At 39.0% G+C, this 15793-nt stretch carries 15 protein-coding genes; 4 read left to right on the top strand and 11 right to left on the bottom strand.

The window, feature by feature from the left end:
• Positions 1–99: 99 nt before the first annotated feature.
• The 11 genes from LEP1GSC199_RS04925 to LEP1GSC199_RS04875 all read right to left on the bottom strand — a co-directional run bounded on the left by LEP1GSC199_RS04925 (position 100) and on the right by LEP1GSC199_RS04875 (position 9955).
• Entirely contained in the window at positions 100–1860 is a 1761-nt protein-coding gene (locus LEP1GSC199_RS04925; protein WP_002978337.1) for a proline--tRNA ligase, read from the bottom strand.
• 43 nt (positions 1861–1903) lie between these two features.
• Positions 1904–3610: a site-2 protease family protein gene (locus tag LEP1GSC199_RS04920; RefSeq protein ID WP_002978520.1), complete on the bottom strand. Its 1707-nt coding sequence runs from the start codon at positions 3608–3610 to the stop codon at positions 1904–1906.
• Positions 3607–4767, bottom strand: a complete 1161-nt coding sequence (gene dxr / locus LEP1GSC199_RS04915) for a 1-deoxy-D-xylulose-5-phosphate reductoisomerase (protein ID WP_002978351.1) — start codon at positions 4765–4767, stop codon at positions 3607–3609. Before dxr ends, LEP1GSC199_RS04920 begins: the two co-directional genes overlap by 4 nt.
• A gap of 30 nt (positions 4768–4797) precedes the next feature.
• Positions 4798–5709, bottom strand: coding sequence for a phosphatidate cytidylyltransferase (locus LEP1GSC199_RS04910; protein WP_002978463.1), 912 nt, complete (start codon positions 5707–5709; stop codon positions 4798–4800).
• Positions 5706–6380, bottom strand: a complete 675-nt coding sequence (locus tag LEP1GSC199_RS04905; RefSeq protein ID WP_002978365.1) for an isoprenyl transferase — start codon at positions 6378–6380, stop codon at positions 5706–5708. The genes LEP1GSC199_RS04910 and LEP1GSC199_RS04905 overlap by 4 nt, the downstream gene beginning before the upstream one ends.
• 45 nt (positions 6381–6425) lie before the next feature.
• Positions 6426–6977: a ribosome recycling factor gene (gene frr, locus LEP1GSC199_RS04900; protein ID WP_002978380.1), complete on the bottom strand. Its 552-nt coding sequence runs from the start codon at positions 6975–6977 to the stop codon at positions 6426–6428.
• Positions 6967–7713 carry a UMP kinase gene (pyrH, locus tag LEP1GSC199_RS04895; protein ID WP_002978165.1) on the bottom strand — a complete coding sequence of 249 codons (747 nt, stop codon included), beginning with the start codon at positions 7711–7713 and terminating at the stop codon, positions 6967–6969. The genes frr and pyrH overlap by 11 nt, the downstream gene beginning before the upstream one ends.
• Positions 7703–8299, bottom strand: coding sequence for a translation elongation factor Ts (gene tsf / locus LEP1GSC199_RS04890; RefSeq protein WP_002978535.1), 597 nt, complete (start codon positions 8297–8299; stop codon positions 7703–7705). Before tsf ends, pyrH begins: the two co-directional genes overlap by 11 nt.
• Positions 8299–9243 (bottom strand): 30S ribosomal protein S2, encoded by a 945-nt coding sequence (gene rpsB / locus LEP1GSC199_RS04885; protein ID WP_039926114.1) that lies wholly within the window; start codon positions 9241–9243, stop codon positions 8299–8301. Before rpsB ends, tsf begins: the two co-directional genes overlap by 1 nt.
• 2 nt (positions 9244–9245) lie before the next feature.
• Positions 9246–9479: a hypothetical protein gene (locus tag LEP1GSC199_RS04880; RefSeq protein ID WP_002978348.1), complete on the bottom strand. Its 234-nt coding sequence runs from the start codon at positions 9477–9479 to the stop codon at positions 9246–9248.
• 221 nt (positions 9480–9700) lie between these two features.
• Positions 9701–9955, bottom strand: coding sequence for a hypothetical protein (locus LEP1GSC199_RS04875; RefSeq protein WP_039926112.1), 255 nt, complete (start codon positions 9953–9955; stop codon positions 9701–9703).
• Between the two features lie 201 nt (positions 9956–10156).
• Between LEP1GSC199_RS04875 and LEP1GSC199_RS04870 the strand changes: the two genes are divergently transcribed.
• The 4 genes from LEP1GSC199_RS04870 to LEP1GSC199_RS04855 all read left to right on the top strand — a co-directional run bounded on the left by LEP1GSC199_RS04870 (position 10157) and on the right by LEP1GSC199_RS04855 (position 15652).
• Positions 10157–10408: a hypothetical protein gene (locus LEP1GSC199_RS04870; protein ID WP_135657194.1), complete on the top strand. Its 252-nt coding sequence runs from the start codon at positions 10157–10159 to the stop codon at positions 10406–10408.
• The gene (locus tag LEP1GSC199_RS04865) at positions 10390–11472 is read left to right on the top strand and encodes a hypothetical protein (RefSeq protein WP_002978175.1); all 1083 of its coding nucleotides are present in this window, start codon (positions 10390–10392) and stop codon (positions 11470–11472) included. The genes LEP1GSC199_RS04870 and LEP1GSC199_RS04865 overlap by 19 nt, the downstream gene beginning before the upstream one ends.
• 224 nt (positions 11473–11696) lie before the next feature.
• Positions 11697–13871, top strand: coding sequence for a bifunctional alpha,alpha-trehalose-phosphate synthase (UDP-forming)/trehalose-phosphatase (locus LEP1GSC199_RS04860; RefSeq protein ID WP_002978403.1), 2175 nt, complete (start codon positions 11697–11699; stop codon positions 13869–13871).
• Entirely contained in the window at positions 13871–15652 is a 1782-nt protein-coding gene (locus LEP1GSC199_RS04855; protein WP_002978449.1) for a glycoside hydrolase family 15 protein, read from the top strand. Before LEP1GSC199_RS04860 ends, LEP1GSC199_RS04855 begins: the two co-directional genes overlap by 1 nt.
• The last annotated feature ends 141 nt before the right edge of the window (positions 15653–15793 follow it).

Genomic DNA, 15793 nt, shown 5'->3' with positions numbered 1-15793 from the left:
GTGGGGTAAACCACCCGCCACCCAATGGTTTCCTTCTATCACAAAGCCGGCATTCCTTCCATCCCTTCTCTGGGTTCTAAAAAAAAAATCCAAAGAAGTTCATATTCCCGCTTGCTCCACTGCATTTTCCAGAGTCTCCCGAAGTCCTTGGATTTGTTTCGTGAGTTTCCCGACCAAATCTTCATTCGTAGTAAAGGTCACAGTTTCTTCTGCCATGGATTTACGATCAAGGATAGTGATCTCACCCTTTTCCAAAAATCCTTTTCCAAGTGTAAGACGAATCGGAAAACCAATGAGTTCTGAATCTTTGAACTTAAAACCAGGGCCCAGGTCACGATCATCCCATAGGACTTCAATCCCGGAAGCCACTAAAGCTTTGTAGATGGATTCAATTTTTGCAATGTCTTCTGGATTTTTAGCAATACTCACCAAACAGATAGTAAATGGAGCGATAGAGACAGGCCAATAAATTCCTTTCTCGTCATTACATTGTTCAATGACAGTAGCCATACAACGGTTCACACCGATCCCATAACAACCCATAGTCGTTGTGGTGGCTTTACCTTTATCATTCAAAACAGTAACATCAAAAGCTTTCGAATACTTTTGACCTAACTTAAAGATATGACCAACTTCAATTCCTTTTTCGGCAGTGAGTCCAGTTCCGCAACTCGGACAAGGATCTCCTACTTTGGCTTGCGACACATCAATTTTTGTGACTTCGTCTTCTTTAAAAAATTTGGAAATATGGATTCCAGAAGTGTGGTGGTCTACTTCATTGGCTCCAGAGATATAACCAAAACTCCAATCGATAAGAGAATCAATGACCACTTTTAAGTGTTCCGATTTGGGAAAACCAGGGCCAATGAATCCTGGAACAAGACCAAGTTTTTCCATCTCGGCAGGACCCATAGGTCTTAGTTCATTACATCCCAAATGATTTTTTAGTTTGTTTTCATTGAGCTCACGGTCGCCTTCCAAAAAAACTAGGACATAGGTTCCGTCTGCCCATAGAGCCACAGCTTTCAGTAAATTCTCTTCTTTTGTATTTAAAAACTCTGCCACTTCTGTAATGGTTTTTTTAGAAGGAGTATGAATCTTTTCCGAACCGACAAATGGTTGTTTGCTGGCCTTTGGATTTAGGACCACTGGAGTTTTTTCAATATTTCCAGAATATTGGCAAGAAGGACAAATAGTAAGTGTCTCTTCTCCAATAGGAGAGACAACCATAAATTCTTCGGAAGCAGATCCACCCATGTTCCCTGAGTCGGCTTGCACAGGGATTGTTGTAAGTCCCATCCCAGCAAAGATCCTTCGGTAAGTTTTACGCATGGTCTGGTAGGTTTTGTCCAAGGACTCATCATCCAAATGAAAGGAATAGGCATCCTTCATCGTAAATTCACGAGAACGGATCACACCAAAACGTGGACGAATTTCATCTCTAAACTTTGTATGAATTTGATAGACATTGATGGGAAGGTCTTTATAGGAACGAACCATTGGTTTTACAAGGACACAGAAAGACTCTTCATGAGTGGGTCCAAGGCAACTTTCATTGTCATGACGATCCTTCAAACGAAACATCTCTTTTCCCATTTTATCCCAACGACCCGACTCTTTCCAAATTTCACTGGGAGTCAAAATCGGAAGCTGGAATTCCAAAGCCCCGGCTCTATCCATTTCAGAACGCACAATGCCTTCAATTTTTTTTAAGATCCGAAGTCCTAAGGGTAAATAAGAATAAAGTCCAGCCGCAGATTTACGAACAAGCCCTGCTCTCATCATCAGTTTATGAGATGCAACAACGGCATCTTGCGGATCTTCTTTTGCGGTAGGGATTAAATAGGAACTAGCTTTCATCGATATTTCTCTTAAATTTATAGATCACTTGTTTAGTCAGGAATTAAAAAATACGCATCACATCATTGAAGGAAACATAAAGTCCAAGACCAATGAGAAAGAAAAATCCCACTCGAAAAATGGCCTCAATGGCTTTTCTGGGGAGTGGCCTTCCCGTAATGGCTTCATAGGCATAGAGTACAATGTGTCCGCCGTCAGCCATAGGGATGGGTAACAAATTCATCACCATTAGGGCTAGGGAAATTTTTGCAACAAAGTCAAGATAGGTCGCCCAACCATATTCCAGACTGATTCCTGCAATTTGTACGATCCCAATCGGGCCAGATAAATTTTCTTTAGGAGAAAGAAGACCAGAAAACAACATCCCAATTCCTTTTAAGGTAGTGGATACGTTTTCATAGACTTTATTCGAAGCACCAACAAACGAGGAATATATGGTAGATTCTTTTTGCAACTTCTCGGCTTCAAATTTCATTGAAGCTCGAAAACCCAGAAGTCCAATAGGTTTCAGATTGATATCAGCGGAATACTTCATGTTCCCAATCCAGATATCCTTTCGTCCAGAATTGTTATTCAAATATTCAGAAAGAGAGTCCGCCGTAATAAAGGTTTTGTCTTGGATTTTTAGATTCGAAAGTCGATTCTCAATTTCTGCATCATAACTATCCAATCGAAAATAAGAAATTCCTAATTCTGAAAATTTAGGATGTTTGATATCCCAAAACTCGAAAACATTGGCACCTAACACGGGTATCTGGATGGTCACAGTTTCGGTGGCCCAAGGTGTAAGGAGTGGATAGGTTTTTCTTTCTACAACGACAGGAATTGTTTTCCCTTGGTGTTTTCCTAGTTCCGTTTGTAATTCAGGAACGGTATGAACATCCACGCCAGCCACTTGTAAAATCATATCCCCGTCTTTCAAAAAAGAGAGAGCTCGTCTGCGTAGGGATTTTTCTCTTTCTGCAACTTCTCTTTGTTTTAAGAGTTCTTCAGGAATTTCATCCTTTCGTTCTTCGATTTTTTCTTGGAAGTAAAGAGAAGATTTATCATCACGATCGAGTAAGTTTGCCATAAAGTGGCTGATTTGTTCCCCGTAGGTAAAGGTTGCCACAACACGCCTTTCGCCGTAAGGCATCACACCAATTGTGGGATGACCGCCAGCAGAATATAAATTTGGTACAATTTGTACGGATTTGGTTTCCTCCTCTCTTTTAAAGGTAACCTCCACCGGATCTCCCGAAGTCAAACTCACATTGGTGAATATATCTTCAAAACTTTCCGTTTTTTTCCCATTGATGGAAACAATTTGGTCCCCTGTACGAAGACCCGCAGTATAAGCAGGACTTGATACTTTATTGGCATCTTCAATGAATATGCGATTGGAAGATGGACTGTCTCCCGATAGTTCCAAAATAAACAACAAAACAAAACCTAACACTAAATTGGCGAAAGGGCCTCCAAGGACAGGAATCATTCTGCGAAGTGGTGGTGTGGAAAGTAAATCCCCTTGCCTTGGTTTTTTGTTTTTGCTGTAGTCATCTCCACGAAAAAGCACATACCCACCGATTGGGATGGCTGTGATTTGGTAGATGGTTTTCCCAATTCTTTTTTTCCAAATCCCTTTTCCATAACCTAACGAAAAAATCCGAGCTTCCACTCCGACCAATTTCCCACATAAGAGGTGCCCCAATTCATGGATAAAAATAGAAACCGCTAACATAAATACGGCGCCGAGTATCATTACGATCATATAGTCACTCCCCCCTTCACAAAATCTTTTTGAATATAACTACGAGTTTCCCTATCTTTTTCTAAATACCCTTCCAAATCATCAGGGAAAGAATTGGAAATTTTATTTAATGCGGATTCGATGAACTTAGGTATGGCGGTAAAGGAAATCCGTTCCTCTAAAAATAATGCCACAGCTTCTTCATTGGCCGCATTGAATACGGAAGGTGCCACACCACCTGCTCTTCCTGCTTGGTAAGCAAGTTTGAGACCTGGATACCGACTTAGATCTGGTGGAAAAAATTCCAAGGTTTTCCAAGTGGATGGTTTTCGTTCGATAAGCATCTTGGGTGTGGGAGTCGGATAAAATAAAGAATGAGCAATGGGATAAATCATATCGGGATGGCTTGTGTATTGCAAACAAGCACCGTCCATTGTTTCAATGATTCCATGAGTCAGAGACTGCGGGTGAATCACCACCTCAATTTCATCATAAGAGAAGCCAAACAAAAAATGAGCTTCGATGACTTCGAGGCCTTTGTTGATAAGTCCTGCCGAATCGACTGTGATCTTCGGACCCATAGACCAAGTAGGATGGTTTAACGCCTGTTTTACGGATACATGTTCCAATTCTTCTATGGGAAGTGTGCGAAAACTCCCACCAGAAGCCGTGAGAGTGATGGCACGGATATTGGATCTTTTTTCTCTTTCAATCAATTGAAAAAGTGCATTGTGTTCGGAATCCACAGGAACCATAAGGGTATTATGTTTTGCCACCAAACGGTTGATCAGTGGCCCAAAGGTCACAAGTGTCTCTTTATTGGCAATGGCTATTTTTTTACCAGCTTCGATGGCCGCAATTGTAGGTTTTACCCCGCGTGCCCCAACAACAGCTGTGACAACAACATCCACAGTGGCCAATTGCACTAAATCAGAAAGAGAATCTTCCCCATAGAGAATGGTAGTGGACTTATATTTTGATCCGAACTTTCCCTCTAACTTAGAATCGGTAATAGACACTACTTCCGGAGAAAATTCATCTATCAGAGTTTTGGCAAGTTCCAGGTTGGAATGGACTGAAAAACTACGCAAAGAAAAGGAATCTCTAAATTGGCGTAGAACCTTCACTGTGGAAGAACCAACAGAACCAGAAATTCCTAATACAGATACTCCAACCATGTAACTGTTAGACCGATCTCGACAAAAGAATCAGACCGGGTATCCGAGGATTCCCTTAAATAGAAAGTAATAGTAAATCACAGGGACAGTAAAAAGGAGTGCATCCGCTAAATCGAGGACCCCACCATGACCTGGAATTAGATTCCCAGAGTCTTTGATTTTGGCATCTCGTTTCATCGCCGATTCCGCCAAATCTCCCATCACAGAAATGATCGAAACAACAAAGGCAAGAATCACAGATTCCAAAACACCAATCGGTAATTTCACGCCACTAAAATGTTCCCAAGTGACATTGAGAATTTGTACGCCGAGAACGGCGGTAATATTTCCCGTCAAATATCCTTCCCAAGTTTTTTTAGGAGAGATCTTTAAACCAGCAGGATGTTTTCCAAACCAACGACCACCAAAGTAGGCTCCAGCATCACTCATAAAAGTAATGACTGAAACTAAAAAGATATAATAGGCTCCAAAAGGAAATGCGAGGAGGAGTAAAAAATGACCCATAGGAATGGCCAAATAGATGGGACCCAACATAGTTGCTCCCACAGAAAAGAGAGCACCATCTAACGGGCGTTTCAGGATCTGTAAAATCCAAACAGTAAGCGAAAGTGCTATGAGTAAAAAAGGAACAGGGTGGAAACTCTCTCTGAGAATTTTTGATATTTCAAGAATATTTGCAGGAGGTGTCACCTCGAACTGCATTCCTAAAAATTGGATGTAATATACAGCAAAAATTAAAATCGAAAAAAGAAGGCCTGTTCCAAAAAAGGGTTTGGAATCTTCTCTTTTACAAAATCCATAAAGTTCTTTTAAACCCAAATAAATCAAAGTACAACCGAACAAAAAGAACTCAAGGTAATACCAAGAACTATGGAAGATCATAAACACATATACAAATGTTAATACAATTGCAGAAAGGATACGGAGTGTTGTCTCACTCATAACAAACCACCAAATTTACGTTTTCGGGAATCAAAAAATAGAAGGGCTTCCTCCAAAGAGGTTCTTCCAAAGTCCGGCCAAAGTGTATTTGTAAAATACATTTCAGCATACGCACTCTGCCATAAAAGGAAATTGGAAATCCTTTGTTCTCCCGCAGTTCTGATCAATAAATCTACGGGTGGTAAAGGAGATGTATACAAATATTTTTCAAATTCTTTAGGGCTTATGGGTTTGTCTAAAGTTTCTTTTTTGGACTTCCGCACTGCCATGATCCGAGAAAAGTTACTCAAAATCTCTTCGTGTCCACCGTAGTTCAAACAAAAGTTGGCAGTGAGTTTTTTATTCTTTTTTGTGACCGCCATAGCGTGGTCAATCTTAGTTAAAACTGTTTTGGAAAGTTTGTTTCTCGCGCCACTGTGATGGATTCTGATCCCTTTTTCGTGGATGGTATTTAGTCGTGTTTCAATAAACTCAACTAACAAACCAAAGATGGCCTGGATTTCGGTGATGGGGCGTTTCCAGTTTTCTGTGGAAAATGCATAAAGAGAAATGTTGGGGATTTTATATTCCAAAGCCACATCCAAAAGGCGATCGATTGCGTTCGCCCCTTCTCTATGGCCTTCGGTTCTTTTTTTCCCTTGGCTTTCGGCCCACCTTCCATTTCCGTCCATGATGACAGCAATGTGCGCTGGGATCGTATTAAACTTCATAGGAAATTAAAGAGTAGTGATCTCTTTTTCTTTTTCCTTTTCCAATTCTCCCAATTTGGCAATATAAGAATCCGTAATTTTTTGAATCTTATCTTGGTGACCTTTCACTTCATCTTGGGACATTTCTGCCTGGTGTTTTTTTAATTCATCGTTGGCATCACGACGGATGTTACGAATCGCAACTTTTTTTTCTTCGCCTTTTTGTTTGACTACTTTTGCGAGTTCTTTCCGTCTTTCCCCTGTTAGCTCAGGGATATTAATGCGAATGCTAGAACCATCGTTATTGGGGGTAAGACCAAGACTTGCGGCAAAAATCGCTTTTTCGATATCTTTCAACATTCCTTTTTCAAAAGGAGTAATGAGAATCACACGAGGTTCTGGACAGGCAATTTTACCAAGTTGGTTTAAGGGTGTGAGTGTTCCATAATAGTCCACTCTCACATCTTCCACCATCATAGGATTTGCTTTTCCCGTACGAATCGTACCGAAGTCTTTTTTCAAAGCGTCAACAGTTTTGTCCATTTTGGACTGCATGGATTTTATAATTTCATCTACCATCTAGAATCACTTCCTCTGAATTGGAGATTAACGTACCGATAGTTTCTCCATCGATCAGTTTCCTTAAATTTCCCGTCTTAAAGATATCAAAAACTATAATGGGCATATTATTGTCCATACAGAGACTCAAAGCAGTTGAATCCATCACCTTTAGGCGGTGTTTGATGGACTCCATAAAGGAAACCTGAAGGTAACGTTTTGCATCTGGGTCTTTTTTTGGATCCGCAGTGTACACACCGTCCACTTTTGTGGCTTTAAGGATGACTTCACACCCTACTTCCACTGCACGAAGTGATGCAGTTGTATCCGTTGTAAAATACGGATTTCCTGTCCCACCGGCAAATATAATAACACGATTTTTTTCTAAATGGCGAACCGCACGTCTACGAATATAAGGTTCAGCAACAGATTTCATTTCGATGGCCGAAAGAACTCGGGTAAACATCCCTTGTTTTTCACATGCATCTTGTAAGGCGAGACCATTCATAATGGTGCCAAGCATTCCCATGTAGTCTGCTGTCGCTCGGTCCATTCCGGACTTGGCTAAAGTTTCGCCACGGATCATATTTCCCCCACCAACCACTACGGCAACTTCAAGACCTAAGTCATGAACTTCCTTAATTTGACCAGCGAGCGAAAATGTTTTATTGGTATCAATACCAAGTTCACCCTCACCGGCAAGAGCCTCGCCGGAGAGTTTGATTAAAATTCTTTTGAAACGCGGACTAGTTCCCACCTACTTGGAACCTCGAGAACCTACCAACAGTAATGTTCTCTCCAAATTTCGCAATGGCTTCTTGGAGAAGGTCATTGATGGTTTTGGAGTTGTCACGAATCGATTTTTGGTGGATGAGACAAATCTCTTCAAAGTATTTTTTCATTTTACCAGGAAGGATCTTTTCGATTTGTTCTGGTTTTTTGCCTTCTTGTTCGAGAAGGGCTTTTTGAACACTCATCTCACTGTCGATTTCTGACTTAGGGATAGATTCTTCGTTTACATAAAGTGGGTTCATCGCAGTGATTTGAAGAGCAATCTCTTTTCCAAGAGCTTCAAACGCTTCATTGTTCGCAACGAAGTCAGTTTCACAATTGAGTTCGAGTAGAACTCCTGTTTTTCCTGTTCCGTGGATGTATGCGATTACTTTCCCTTCACCAGTCTCACGACCAGCGCGTTTTGCTGCTTTTGCTAAACCTTTTTCACGTAAGTAAGTGACCGATTTATCAACATCGCCACCGTTTTCTTCCAAAGCTTTTTTGCAGTCCATCATCCCCGCGCCTGTACGTTCGCGGAGATCTTTAATTTGTTCGGAGCTAACTGCCATTACTCTTTCACCTCTGTTGTTGGTTTTACTTCTTCTGCTGCTGCAACGGGAGCTTCTACTGCTGGAGTTGTAATTCCTGCGGCTGCTGCCTCTTCCGCTGCTTTTTTAGCTGCTTCTGGATCTAAAGGAATGTCTTTTGCTACTGGAGGAAGTTCATCGTCCATAATGAATTTTCCGGACTCATCATACTCACCTTGGTATTCAAGAGCGAGTTGTTCTGCGTCCATATCTTCAGCAAAATTAGTTTGAATGACTTCTCCCCCTGTTCCTTCGAGTACAGCATTTGCCATAGTATCAAGGAATAAAGAAATTGCACGAATCGCATCATCGTTACCTGGAATTGGGTAATCGATTGGTTCTGGATCACAGTTAGTATCAATCACTGCAAACACTTTCAAACCAAGTTTTTTGGCTTCACTCACAGCAATTTCTTCTTTTTTAGGATCGATCACAAAAAGAATTTCTGGCACAACAGCCATATCTTTAATCCCACCGAGTGTTTGGCGGAGTTTTTCTAATTCACGTTTGAGAGAAAGTGCTTCTTTTTTAGTACGAGCTTCTTGTTCGAAAGAGTTATTCTCTTCCATTTGTTCGAGTCTTTTCAAACGAGCAATGGATTTTTTAACTGTATTCCAGTTAGTAAGAAGTCCACCTAACCAACGGTTAGATACATAGTACATACTGCACGCTTGTGCGGCTCTTTCAATGGCGCCACGAGCTTGTTTTTTAGTTCCTACAAAAAGAACTTTCTTACCTTGACCGGTAAGTTTTTTTAATGCATCGTATGCTTCTTTAGTTTTTTGAACTGTTTTTTGAAGGTCAATGATGTGGATCCCGTTACGAGCTGTATAAACATACGGACTCATTTTTGGATTCCAACGACGTGTTTGGTGACCGAAATGTACGCCTGCTTCTAGCAGACTTTTCATGGAAATTACTGACATAGTTACCCCTTTTTTAGTGCGAGATATCCAGACGCTACAAGACCAACGATACTTGCAGGGGTTAGCTGGAACTCGACTTTAATTATGTAAAGCTCAAGAGATACTGGGGATTCAAACAAATACCGAGAGAGATAGTTTGTGCCAAGAAGTCGGTCAATGACCACTCCCGCCACAGCTCCCGCCATCAGTCCCAAAAAAAGCACCAAAAGTAGGTTCCCGATTTGGGTTTTGTTCATCCAAAAGCACCTTTGTCAAGCTTCCCTGTCAGAATTTGGAATTTGGGCAGATTGTCAAGGGGAAAGGAATTCTTAAGATTTGAAAAGAAGGTTGGGGGCGCCTCCGCTTTCGTTTAAAATCGAAAATCGAATCAAAAATGGACCGGACTCCTGCGGGGTGCGCTTTCGCTCCCGTCCTTCGGACCTTACGCCCTCCGGAGCCCTGGCGCAGGAAATATACACTAAAGGCTTAGCTTGGCGTATCTTTTTTTAGTCAACTCGAGCAAAGACAATTTAACGCATATCACACAAATCGTATCCCAAAATCCTTCCTCGTTCACTTCCCGCTCGAAAAATTCAACAGTGGCCCAATTTGAATTTTGTTCATTCAAATCGACAATCACGCCCCATGTTCCGGCAGTTAAATCTCCCACACCATCGTCCTCATAGTGTAGATTCCACTTTAAAATCACATGATCTAATTCTGAAAATTTCATCGAACTGAAATCCTTTTTTAAACTTTGGCTAAGATGATCGAGAACCGAATGAGACTTTCATATAAAAAAAAGTTGATTTAATTTCTCAAACTCCTTTACATTTTCCAGAAAATGAAAATAATCGCCACCTTATTTCTGTTTTGCTTCCAAAACTGTATCTTTGGTCCTAGTTTTCATGGATTGGGTAATATAAGTTCAGCCATGAACCGCAATCGAGTCTACTATGATGAAAAATCTGGAAATTTCAACACCATACCCAATTTTCGTGGGAACGTCATCAAACTTGGAACAGTCGTTGTCGATCATACCAAAAACATAAATTCAAAACTTAAGAAAAAAAGAATCTGCGAACCAACCCATGTAGATATAAATAAAACATTAGATCTGATTGATGAACGAATGATTGTTTCGGTACAAGAATCTTCCGGATTTCTATGCATCGAATATTATTAATCCTCGCCTTTCTTGTTTGTGTCGGTTGTACAAACTACCAAACTTTGCAGCAAGTGACCTACGAGAAAAAGGAATATAAAATAACAAACCGTTTGCCTTTTATCACCACAGCCTGCGATTTATACCCTCTTTTCCCAACGGACCATTTGAAATATAGGCAAATCGTTTCCATTTGGGAAGACGGAAAATTTAGAAGAGATTTTTTATACAAAGAACCATTTGATGCAATCGAAGATTTAAGAATTTATAAATCCAATGATTATCTTTGGTCGCTTCTACTGTTACCTTTTTTTGGCAAACGCGAATGCGATCAGTACCATATCACTGGGTATCTCATTTATTTTGATTCTGAATCCAAACAAAAATGGTATACGAATATACAAAAGGAAAAACCGAAACTCCAAGCTGACCTTCCGATGATGGTGGTTCGTGAATCTCACTTGATGGATTCTGAAATTTTAACACAAGTTAAATCAGAAATGGATCGCAACAGAGTAAAGACAAGTTATCACCAACCAAAAGATCCGTTATTTCCTATAAAAGTTTGGAGTCAAAAACCCAATTCAGAAATTACAGCCTTAAGCGACGATCGCCTGATTGATACTTGTTTAGAATTCCCTTATGAATGTGTGACTGATGCTAACTACAGGCAAGAAATTCGTCGGCGATCGTTCGCAGAGCATAACCAAAATACAAACCCTACTTCCTTTTCCCAAAACATTTCCGCCAAAATTCAATCCACATATGATAAAACTTATTTTGGATGTTATTGCCGAAAGAATCCAGACTTCTCCATTTACGTATCCTGCCCCATCGATTCCTATGGATTGGATTCCATTTGCAAAGAAAAGATCGATTGTTTCCAAAAAATAATCGGATTAGAAACTACACAAAACATTGGCCAAAACCAATGCATGAAAAAATTTAAAAACGATCTTTCTGTTCTTATAAAAACCAAAAATTCAAAAGACAAAATCCATATAGGAAATGAAAACTTTGAGAGAATGATTTTTTATGCTAAAAAAATCTGGGCTTTAGAAGAATTGAAAAGTTCCATCCGATGATTGTGAAATAGGAAGAATTGCTTTTATTGAAAACTTATATTTCTATACGGTGGGACAAAAAAATAGGAACATTTGTATTCTTGTATAGTCTAAGTTGATTATATATTAAATCAAACCAAAGAGACTCCCTTTCTCGCTTCAATTCAAAATTTATGCAGTAAGTTTAGAATCCATTTTTTTAGTAAACCCCTTGCCTTCTCATTTAGTTTTGATCTCATAGAATCATGAGACTGATCCTTGTATCCAATCGGCTACCAGTCCAATGGGATGGCACTCCTAGTGTCGGCGGGCTTGCAACGGGCCTTTCTAGTTTTTTATCAGAATGGAAATCAGCGGGGAATGAAGTCCTTTGGGTGGGCTGGCCAGGTAAATCCATCCCAGACAAAGAACAAATTTCTTATTCAGAAAAGATGAGAAATGAATTTGGGACCATTCCCGTTTTTCTCAAACAAAAGTTAGCTGATTCATTTTACAATGGATTTTGCAACAAAACGATTTGGCCGTTATTTCATTATTTTATAGCGAATTGTGAATACTCTGACATCACCTTTGAATCTTACATCGAAGCCAACGAGGAATTTGCAAAGGTAATTACAAATTTTTATGAACCTGGGGATTGGGTATGGGTTCATGACTACCATCTTTTTTTGTTACCAGGAATGTTACGTAATATTTTTCCAAACATACTCCTTTCTTTTTTTCTACACATCCCCTTCCCCACTTTTGAAATTTTTCGTTTGATGCCCGAAAGGTTTCGAACCAGAATTTTAAACGGAATTCTCGGAGCCGATCTTATTGGATTTCATACACAAAGTTATACTCAATATTTTCTTAGGACACTCCTTCGATGTCTGGGAATCGAAAATGAAAGGGGAATTGTTTTCCACAAAAACCACCTAACAAAAACAGGCGCTTTCCCTATGGGTATCAATGTGGAACAATTTCGTAATTATTCCCAATCGAAAGAATGCAATCAAATTGCAAACTCTATCAATGTGAATCATAAAAATCTAAAACAAATTCTTTCGGTGGATCGCCTGGATTATACGAAAGGAGTATTACAAAGATTAAATGCCTTCGAACTATTTTTAAAACAAAATCCACATTGGATTCGAAAATGTAAATTAGTTCTAATCCTTGTTCCTTCGAGAACAGATGTTTCTTCCTACCAGACAATGAAACGAGCGATTGACGAAAAGATCGGCGCGATCAATGGAAGTTTTGGAACCTTAGATTGGACACCGATTCTTTACCAATACAAAGGATTTCCCTTTGAGGAATTGGTACCACTTTACAAAAATACTCATGTTATGTTGGTTACCCCGTTCCGAGATGGAATGAATCTCGTAGCAAAAGAATTTTTGGTTTCGCAGGACTGTGGAATTTTGGTTTTGAGTGAAATGGCAGGGGCGTCTGCAGAACTTCCTGAAGCGATTCTTGTAAATCCAAATGATTTACAAAGTATGGCAGATGCAATTTTAGAAGCCATTAAAATGGTACCGGATGAAATTCATTCCCGAAATCAAATCATGACAAAAAGACTCTCTGAAAATTCTGTAAAAAGTTGGGCAGAGAAAATTTACATAGAAACCGAGGATGCAGCCAAGAAAAATTTATCTTTCCAGACGAAGTCAATCTCTCCTTCTTCTGACATTTTACTTCCTAAAACCAACAAACCAATCTTTATCATATTTGATTATGATGGAACTTTAGTCCCCTTTGAATCCTTACCTCATTTAGCGACACCAAAACCAGAGTTGATCGAAAACCTAAAAGAATTATTAAATTTTGATCAAGTATCCATCGCCATTATTAGCGGGCGCGATAAATTATTTTTAGAAACAATTTTTGCTGAGATCCCAATCCATTTAGTCGCAGAACATGGAGCATGGCATAAACCTCCCACTAGTCCCAGTTGGAATTCATTATTCACCTCGTCTGGTGAATGGAAATCTCAAATCAAAAACCATCTGGATGAATTTACCAAACGTGTTCCTGGTTCTTTTACTGAAGAAAAAGATTTTTCTCTTGTGTGGCATTTTAGAAATGCGGATCCAGATATTGGTCTCAATGCCGCCAGAGAAATGTTAGACGAACTTTCTCAAGTTTCTTCAAACAGCGGATTTTTTGTACAAAGAGGAAATAAAATCATCGAAGTTCGTGAGTATGGAACTGGGAAAGGCAAAGCCGCTTTGAAAATTTTACCTAACGAAGACTTAAATATATTTATCTTTGGAGATGATACCACTGATGAGGATATGTTTCGCGAAATGAATGAATCCGTGGTTACCGTAAAAATTGGTAAATCAGAAACCATTGCAAAGTACAGGTTTCGAGACCCAGACGATGTCAGTTTATGGATAAAAAATTTAATCGTTTTTTTTAATAAGGAAAAATAATGAAACATCATAAATACAATTCTGGAATTATAGGGAATGGTAGTTATATTGCACATATCAATACCAACGCCGAAATTGTATGGTTATGTTGGCCGAACTTTGACAGTTCTCCAATATTTGGATCCCTTCTCGATAAAAAATGTGGAAACTTTTCCATTATTCCCAATACAAATTTAATCCGCACCTCGCAAGTTTATATAGAAAATACAAATATCCTTCGAACGGAAATCCATACAGAATCCGGTTCTTTTGCTGTGATAGATTTTGCACCCAGATATTATGAAAATGGGAAATTACAATACAAAAGAAATTTATACAGAAAAATCATTCCCCTAGAAGGTGAGGTGAAAATAAAAATTCGAATTTCTCCGACGTACGATTATGGAATGGAAACCATGTTTCCGAAAGTTCTTTCTGATCATATATTATTTGATTCTGCAGAATTTAAGATACATACTGTATCTAATGTTTCCTTAAACCAAATTGTAAAAGAAAATTTTTTTCATTTGAATCAACCTATTTTTATTGGTCTATTTGAATCGTTACCGAATGAAAGTCCTATTGATAATTATATTGAATCTGAATTTACAAAAACAAAATCCTATTGGCAAAATTGGGTAAAACATTGCACCATACCTAATTTTGCTCAAAAACAACAAATACGTTCCGCCTTGTGTTTAAAACTGCACCAGTTTCAAGATACAGGTGCTATCATTGCATCATCTACTACAAGCCTGCCAGAAGCTCCTGGATCTGGAAGAAATTGGGACTATCGTTACTGTTGGTTACGTGACGGTTTTTATACATTGTATGCATTAACTAATTTGGGTCAATTCGAAGAGTTAGAGATGTATTCACAATATATCAGTAATTTGACTCCAGGTGCAGCAGATGGGAGATACCAACCATTGTATAGTATATTCGGTGAATCCATCTTAGAAGAAAAAATACTTTCTTTAGATGGTTATTTAGGAAATAAACCAGTTCGCATTGGCAATTCCGCATATACTCATAAACAGAATGATGCCTACGGACAAATCCTTCTCTCTTTATTGCCACTTTATTTAGATGAAAGGATTCCAGAAAAAAATAGATTTCATAATCTGAACTTGATCAGAAACATACTAAATAAAATCGAACTTACAATTTCTGAATCAGATGCTGGGCTCTGGGAATTTCGCAATTTTTCACAAAAACACTGTTATACTTTTTTGTTCCATTGGGTTGGTGCAAAGGCGGCAAAGGAAATTCTCCAAAACTTGGGAGAAACAGAACTTCAAAAAAAATCGGAATTATTAATGGAAGAAGCGGAAAAAAACATTGAGTCTTGTTTTGATTCGACTTTAGGTTGTTATACACAAGCACAAGGAAAAAAAGACCTAGATGCCAGTTTGTTACAACTCATTACATTAGGATATTTGGATCCAAAGTCTGAAAAAGCAAAGTCACATTTAAAAGCTATAGAAGAAACGCTAAAAACAGAAGAAGGATTTTTATACCGATATTTACACAGGGATGACTTTGGAAAACCAGAAACCACTTTTTTAGTTTGTACATTCTGGTACATTGAAACTTTGGCTTGTATGGATCGGTTAGACGAAGCCATTCAATTATTCCAAATTGTAGCAGACCATGCAAACCATGTGGGTCTATTCAGCGAAGATATAGAATCCTTATCGGGAAACCAGTGGGGGAATTTTCCACAAACCTACAGTCATGTGGGACTTGTCAATGCGGCCCATAAAATCTCAGAGAAAAGAACTAAAAGTTTGTATTGGTAAAGAAAATTAGAATCATAATCTAAACAATTTATGAACCAAACAGAACTTTTCTAACGAGGGCAGCTAAGTAAAATATGTTTAAAATAAAGACCCACCCCTTTTTAAATCCCCATTCCATTTTCTATTTGCCAACCTAAGAAA

The sequence above is a fragment of the Leptospira vanthielii serovar Holland str. Waz Holland = ATCC 700522 genome, from assembly GCF_000332455.1.
In the GTDB taxonomy this organism is placed as follows: domain Bacteria; phylum Spirochaetota; class Leptospiria; order Leptospirales; family Leptospiraceae; genus Leptospira_A; species Leptospira_A vanthielii.
This window is presented reverse-complemented; position numbering and strand designations above follow the sequence as displayed.

Bases quoted from the DNA above. Each gene is read 5' to 3' on its own strand.
- frr (WP_002978380.1), bottom strand. From the start codon at position 6,977: ATGGTAGATGAAATTATAAAATCCATGCAGTCCAAAATGGACAAAACT.
- LEP1GSC199_RS04875 (WP_039926112.1), bottom strand. From the start codon at position 9,955: ATGAAATTTTCAGAATTAGATCATGTGATTTTAAAGTGGAATCTACAC.
- LEP1GSC199_RS04865 (WP_002978175.1), top strand. From the start codon at position 10,390: ATGCATCGAATATTATTAATCCTCGCCTTTCTTGTTTGTGTCGGTTGT.
- LEP1GSC199_RS04860 (WP_002978403.1), top strand. From the start codon at position 11,697: ATGAGACTGATCCTTGTATCCAATCGGCTACCAGTCCAATGGGATGGC.
- rpsB (WP_039926114.1), bottom strand. From the start codon at position 9,243: ATGTCAGTAATTTCCATGAAAAGTCTGCTAGAAGCAGGCGTACATTTC.
- LEP1GSC199_RS04855 (WP_002978449.1), top strand. From the start codon at position 13,871: ATGAAACATCATAAATACAATTCTGGAATTATAGGGAATGGTAGTTAT.
- LEP1GSC199_RS04880 (WP_002978348.1), bottom strand. From the start codon at position 9,479: ATGAACAAAACCCAAATCGGGAACCTACTTTTGGTGCTTTTTTTGGGA.
- dxr (WP_002978351.1), bottom strand. From the start codon at position 4,767: ATGGTTGGAGTATCTGTATTAGGAATTTCTGGTTCTGTTGGTTCTTCC.
- LEP1GSC199_RS04920 (WP_002978520.1), bottom strand. From the start codon at position 3,610: ATGATCGTAATGATACTCGGCGCCGTATTTATGTTAGCGGTTTCTATT.
- LEP1GSC199_RS04870 (WP_135657194.1), top strand. From the start codon at position 10,157: ATGAACCGCAATCGAGTCTACTATGATGAAAAATCTGGAAATTTCAAC.
- tsf (WP_002978535.1), bottom strand. From the start codon at position 8,299: ATGGCAGTTAGCTCCGAACAAATTAAAGATCTCCGCGAACGTACAGGC.
- LEP1GSC199_RS04910 (WP_002978463.1), bottom strand. From the start codon at position 5,709: ATGAGTGAGACAACACTCCGTATCCTTTCTGCAATTGTATTAACATTT.
- LEP1GSC199_RS04925 (WP_002978337.1), bottom strand. From the start codon at position 1,860: ATGAAAGCTAGTTCCTATTTAATCCCTACCGCAAAAGAAGATCCGCAA.
- LEP1GSC199_RS04905 (WP_002978365.1), bottom strand. From the start codon at position 6,380: ATGGACGGAAATGGAAGGTGGGCCGAAAGCCAAGGGAAAAAAAGAACC.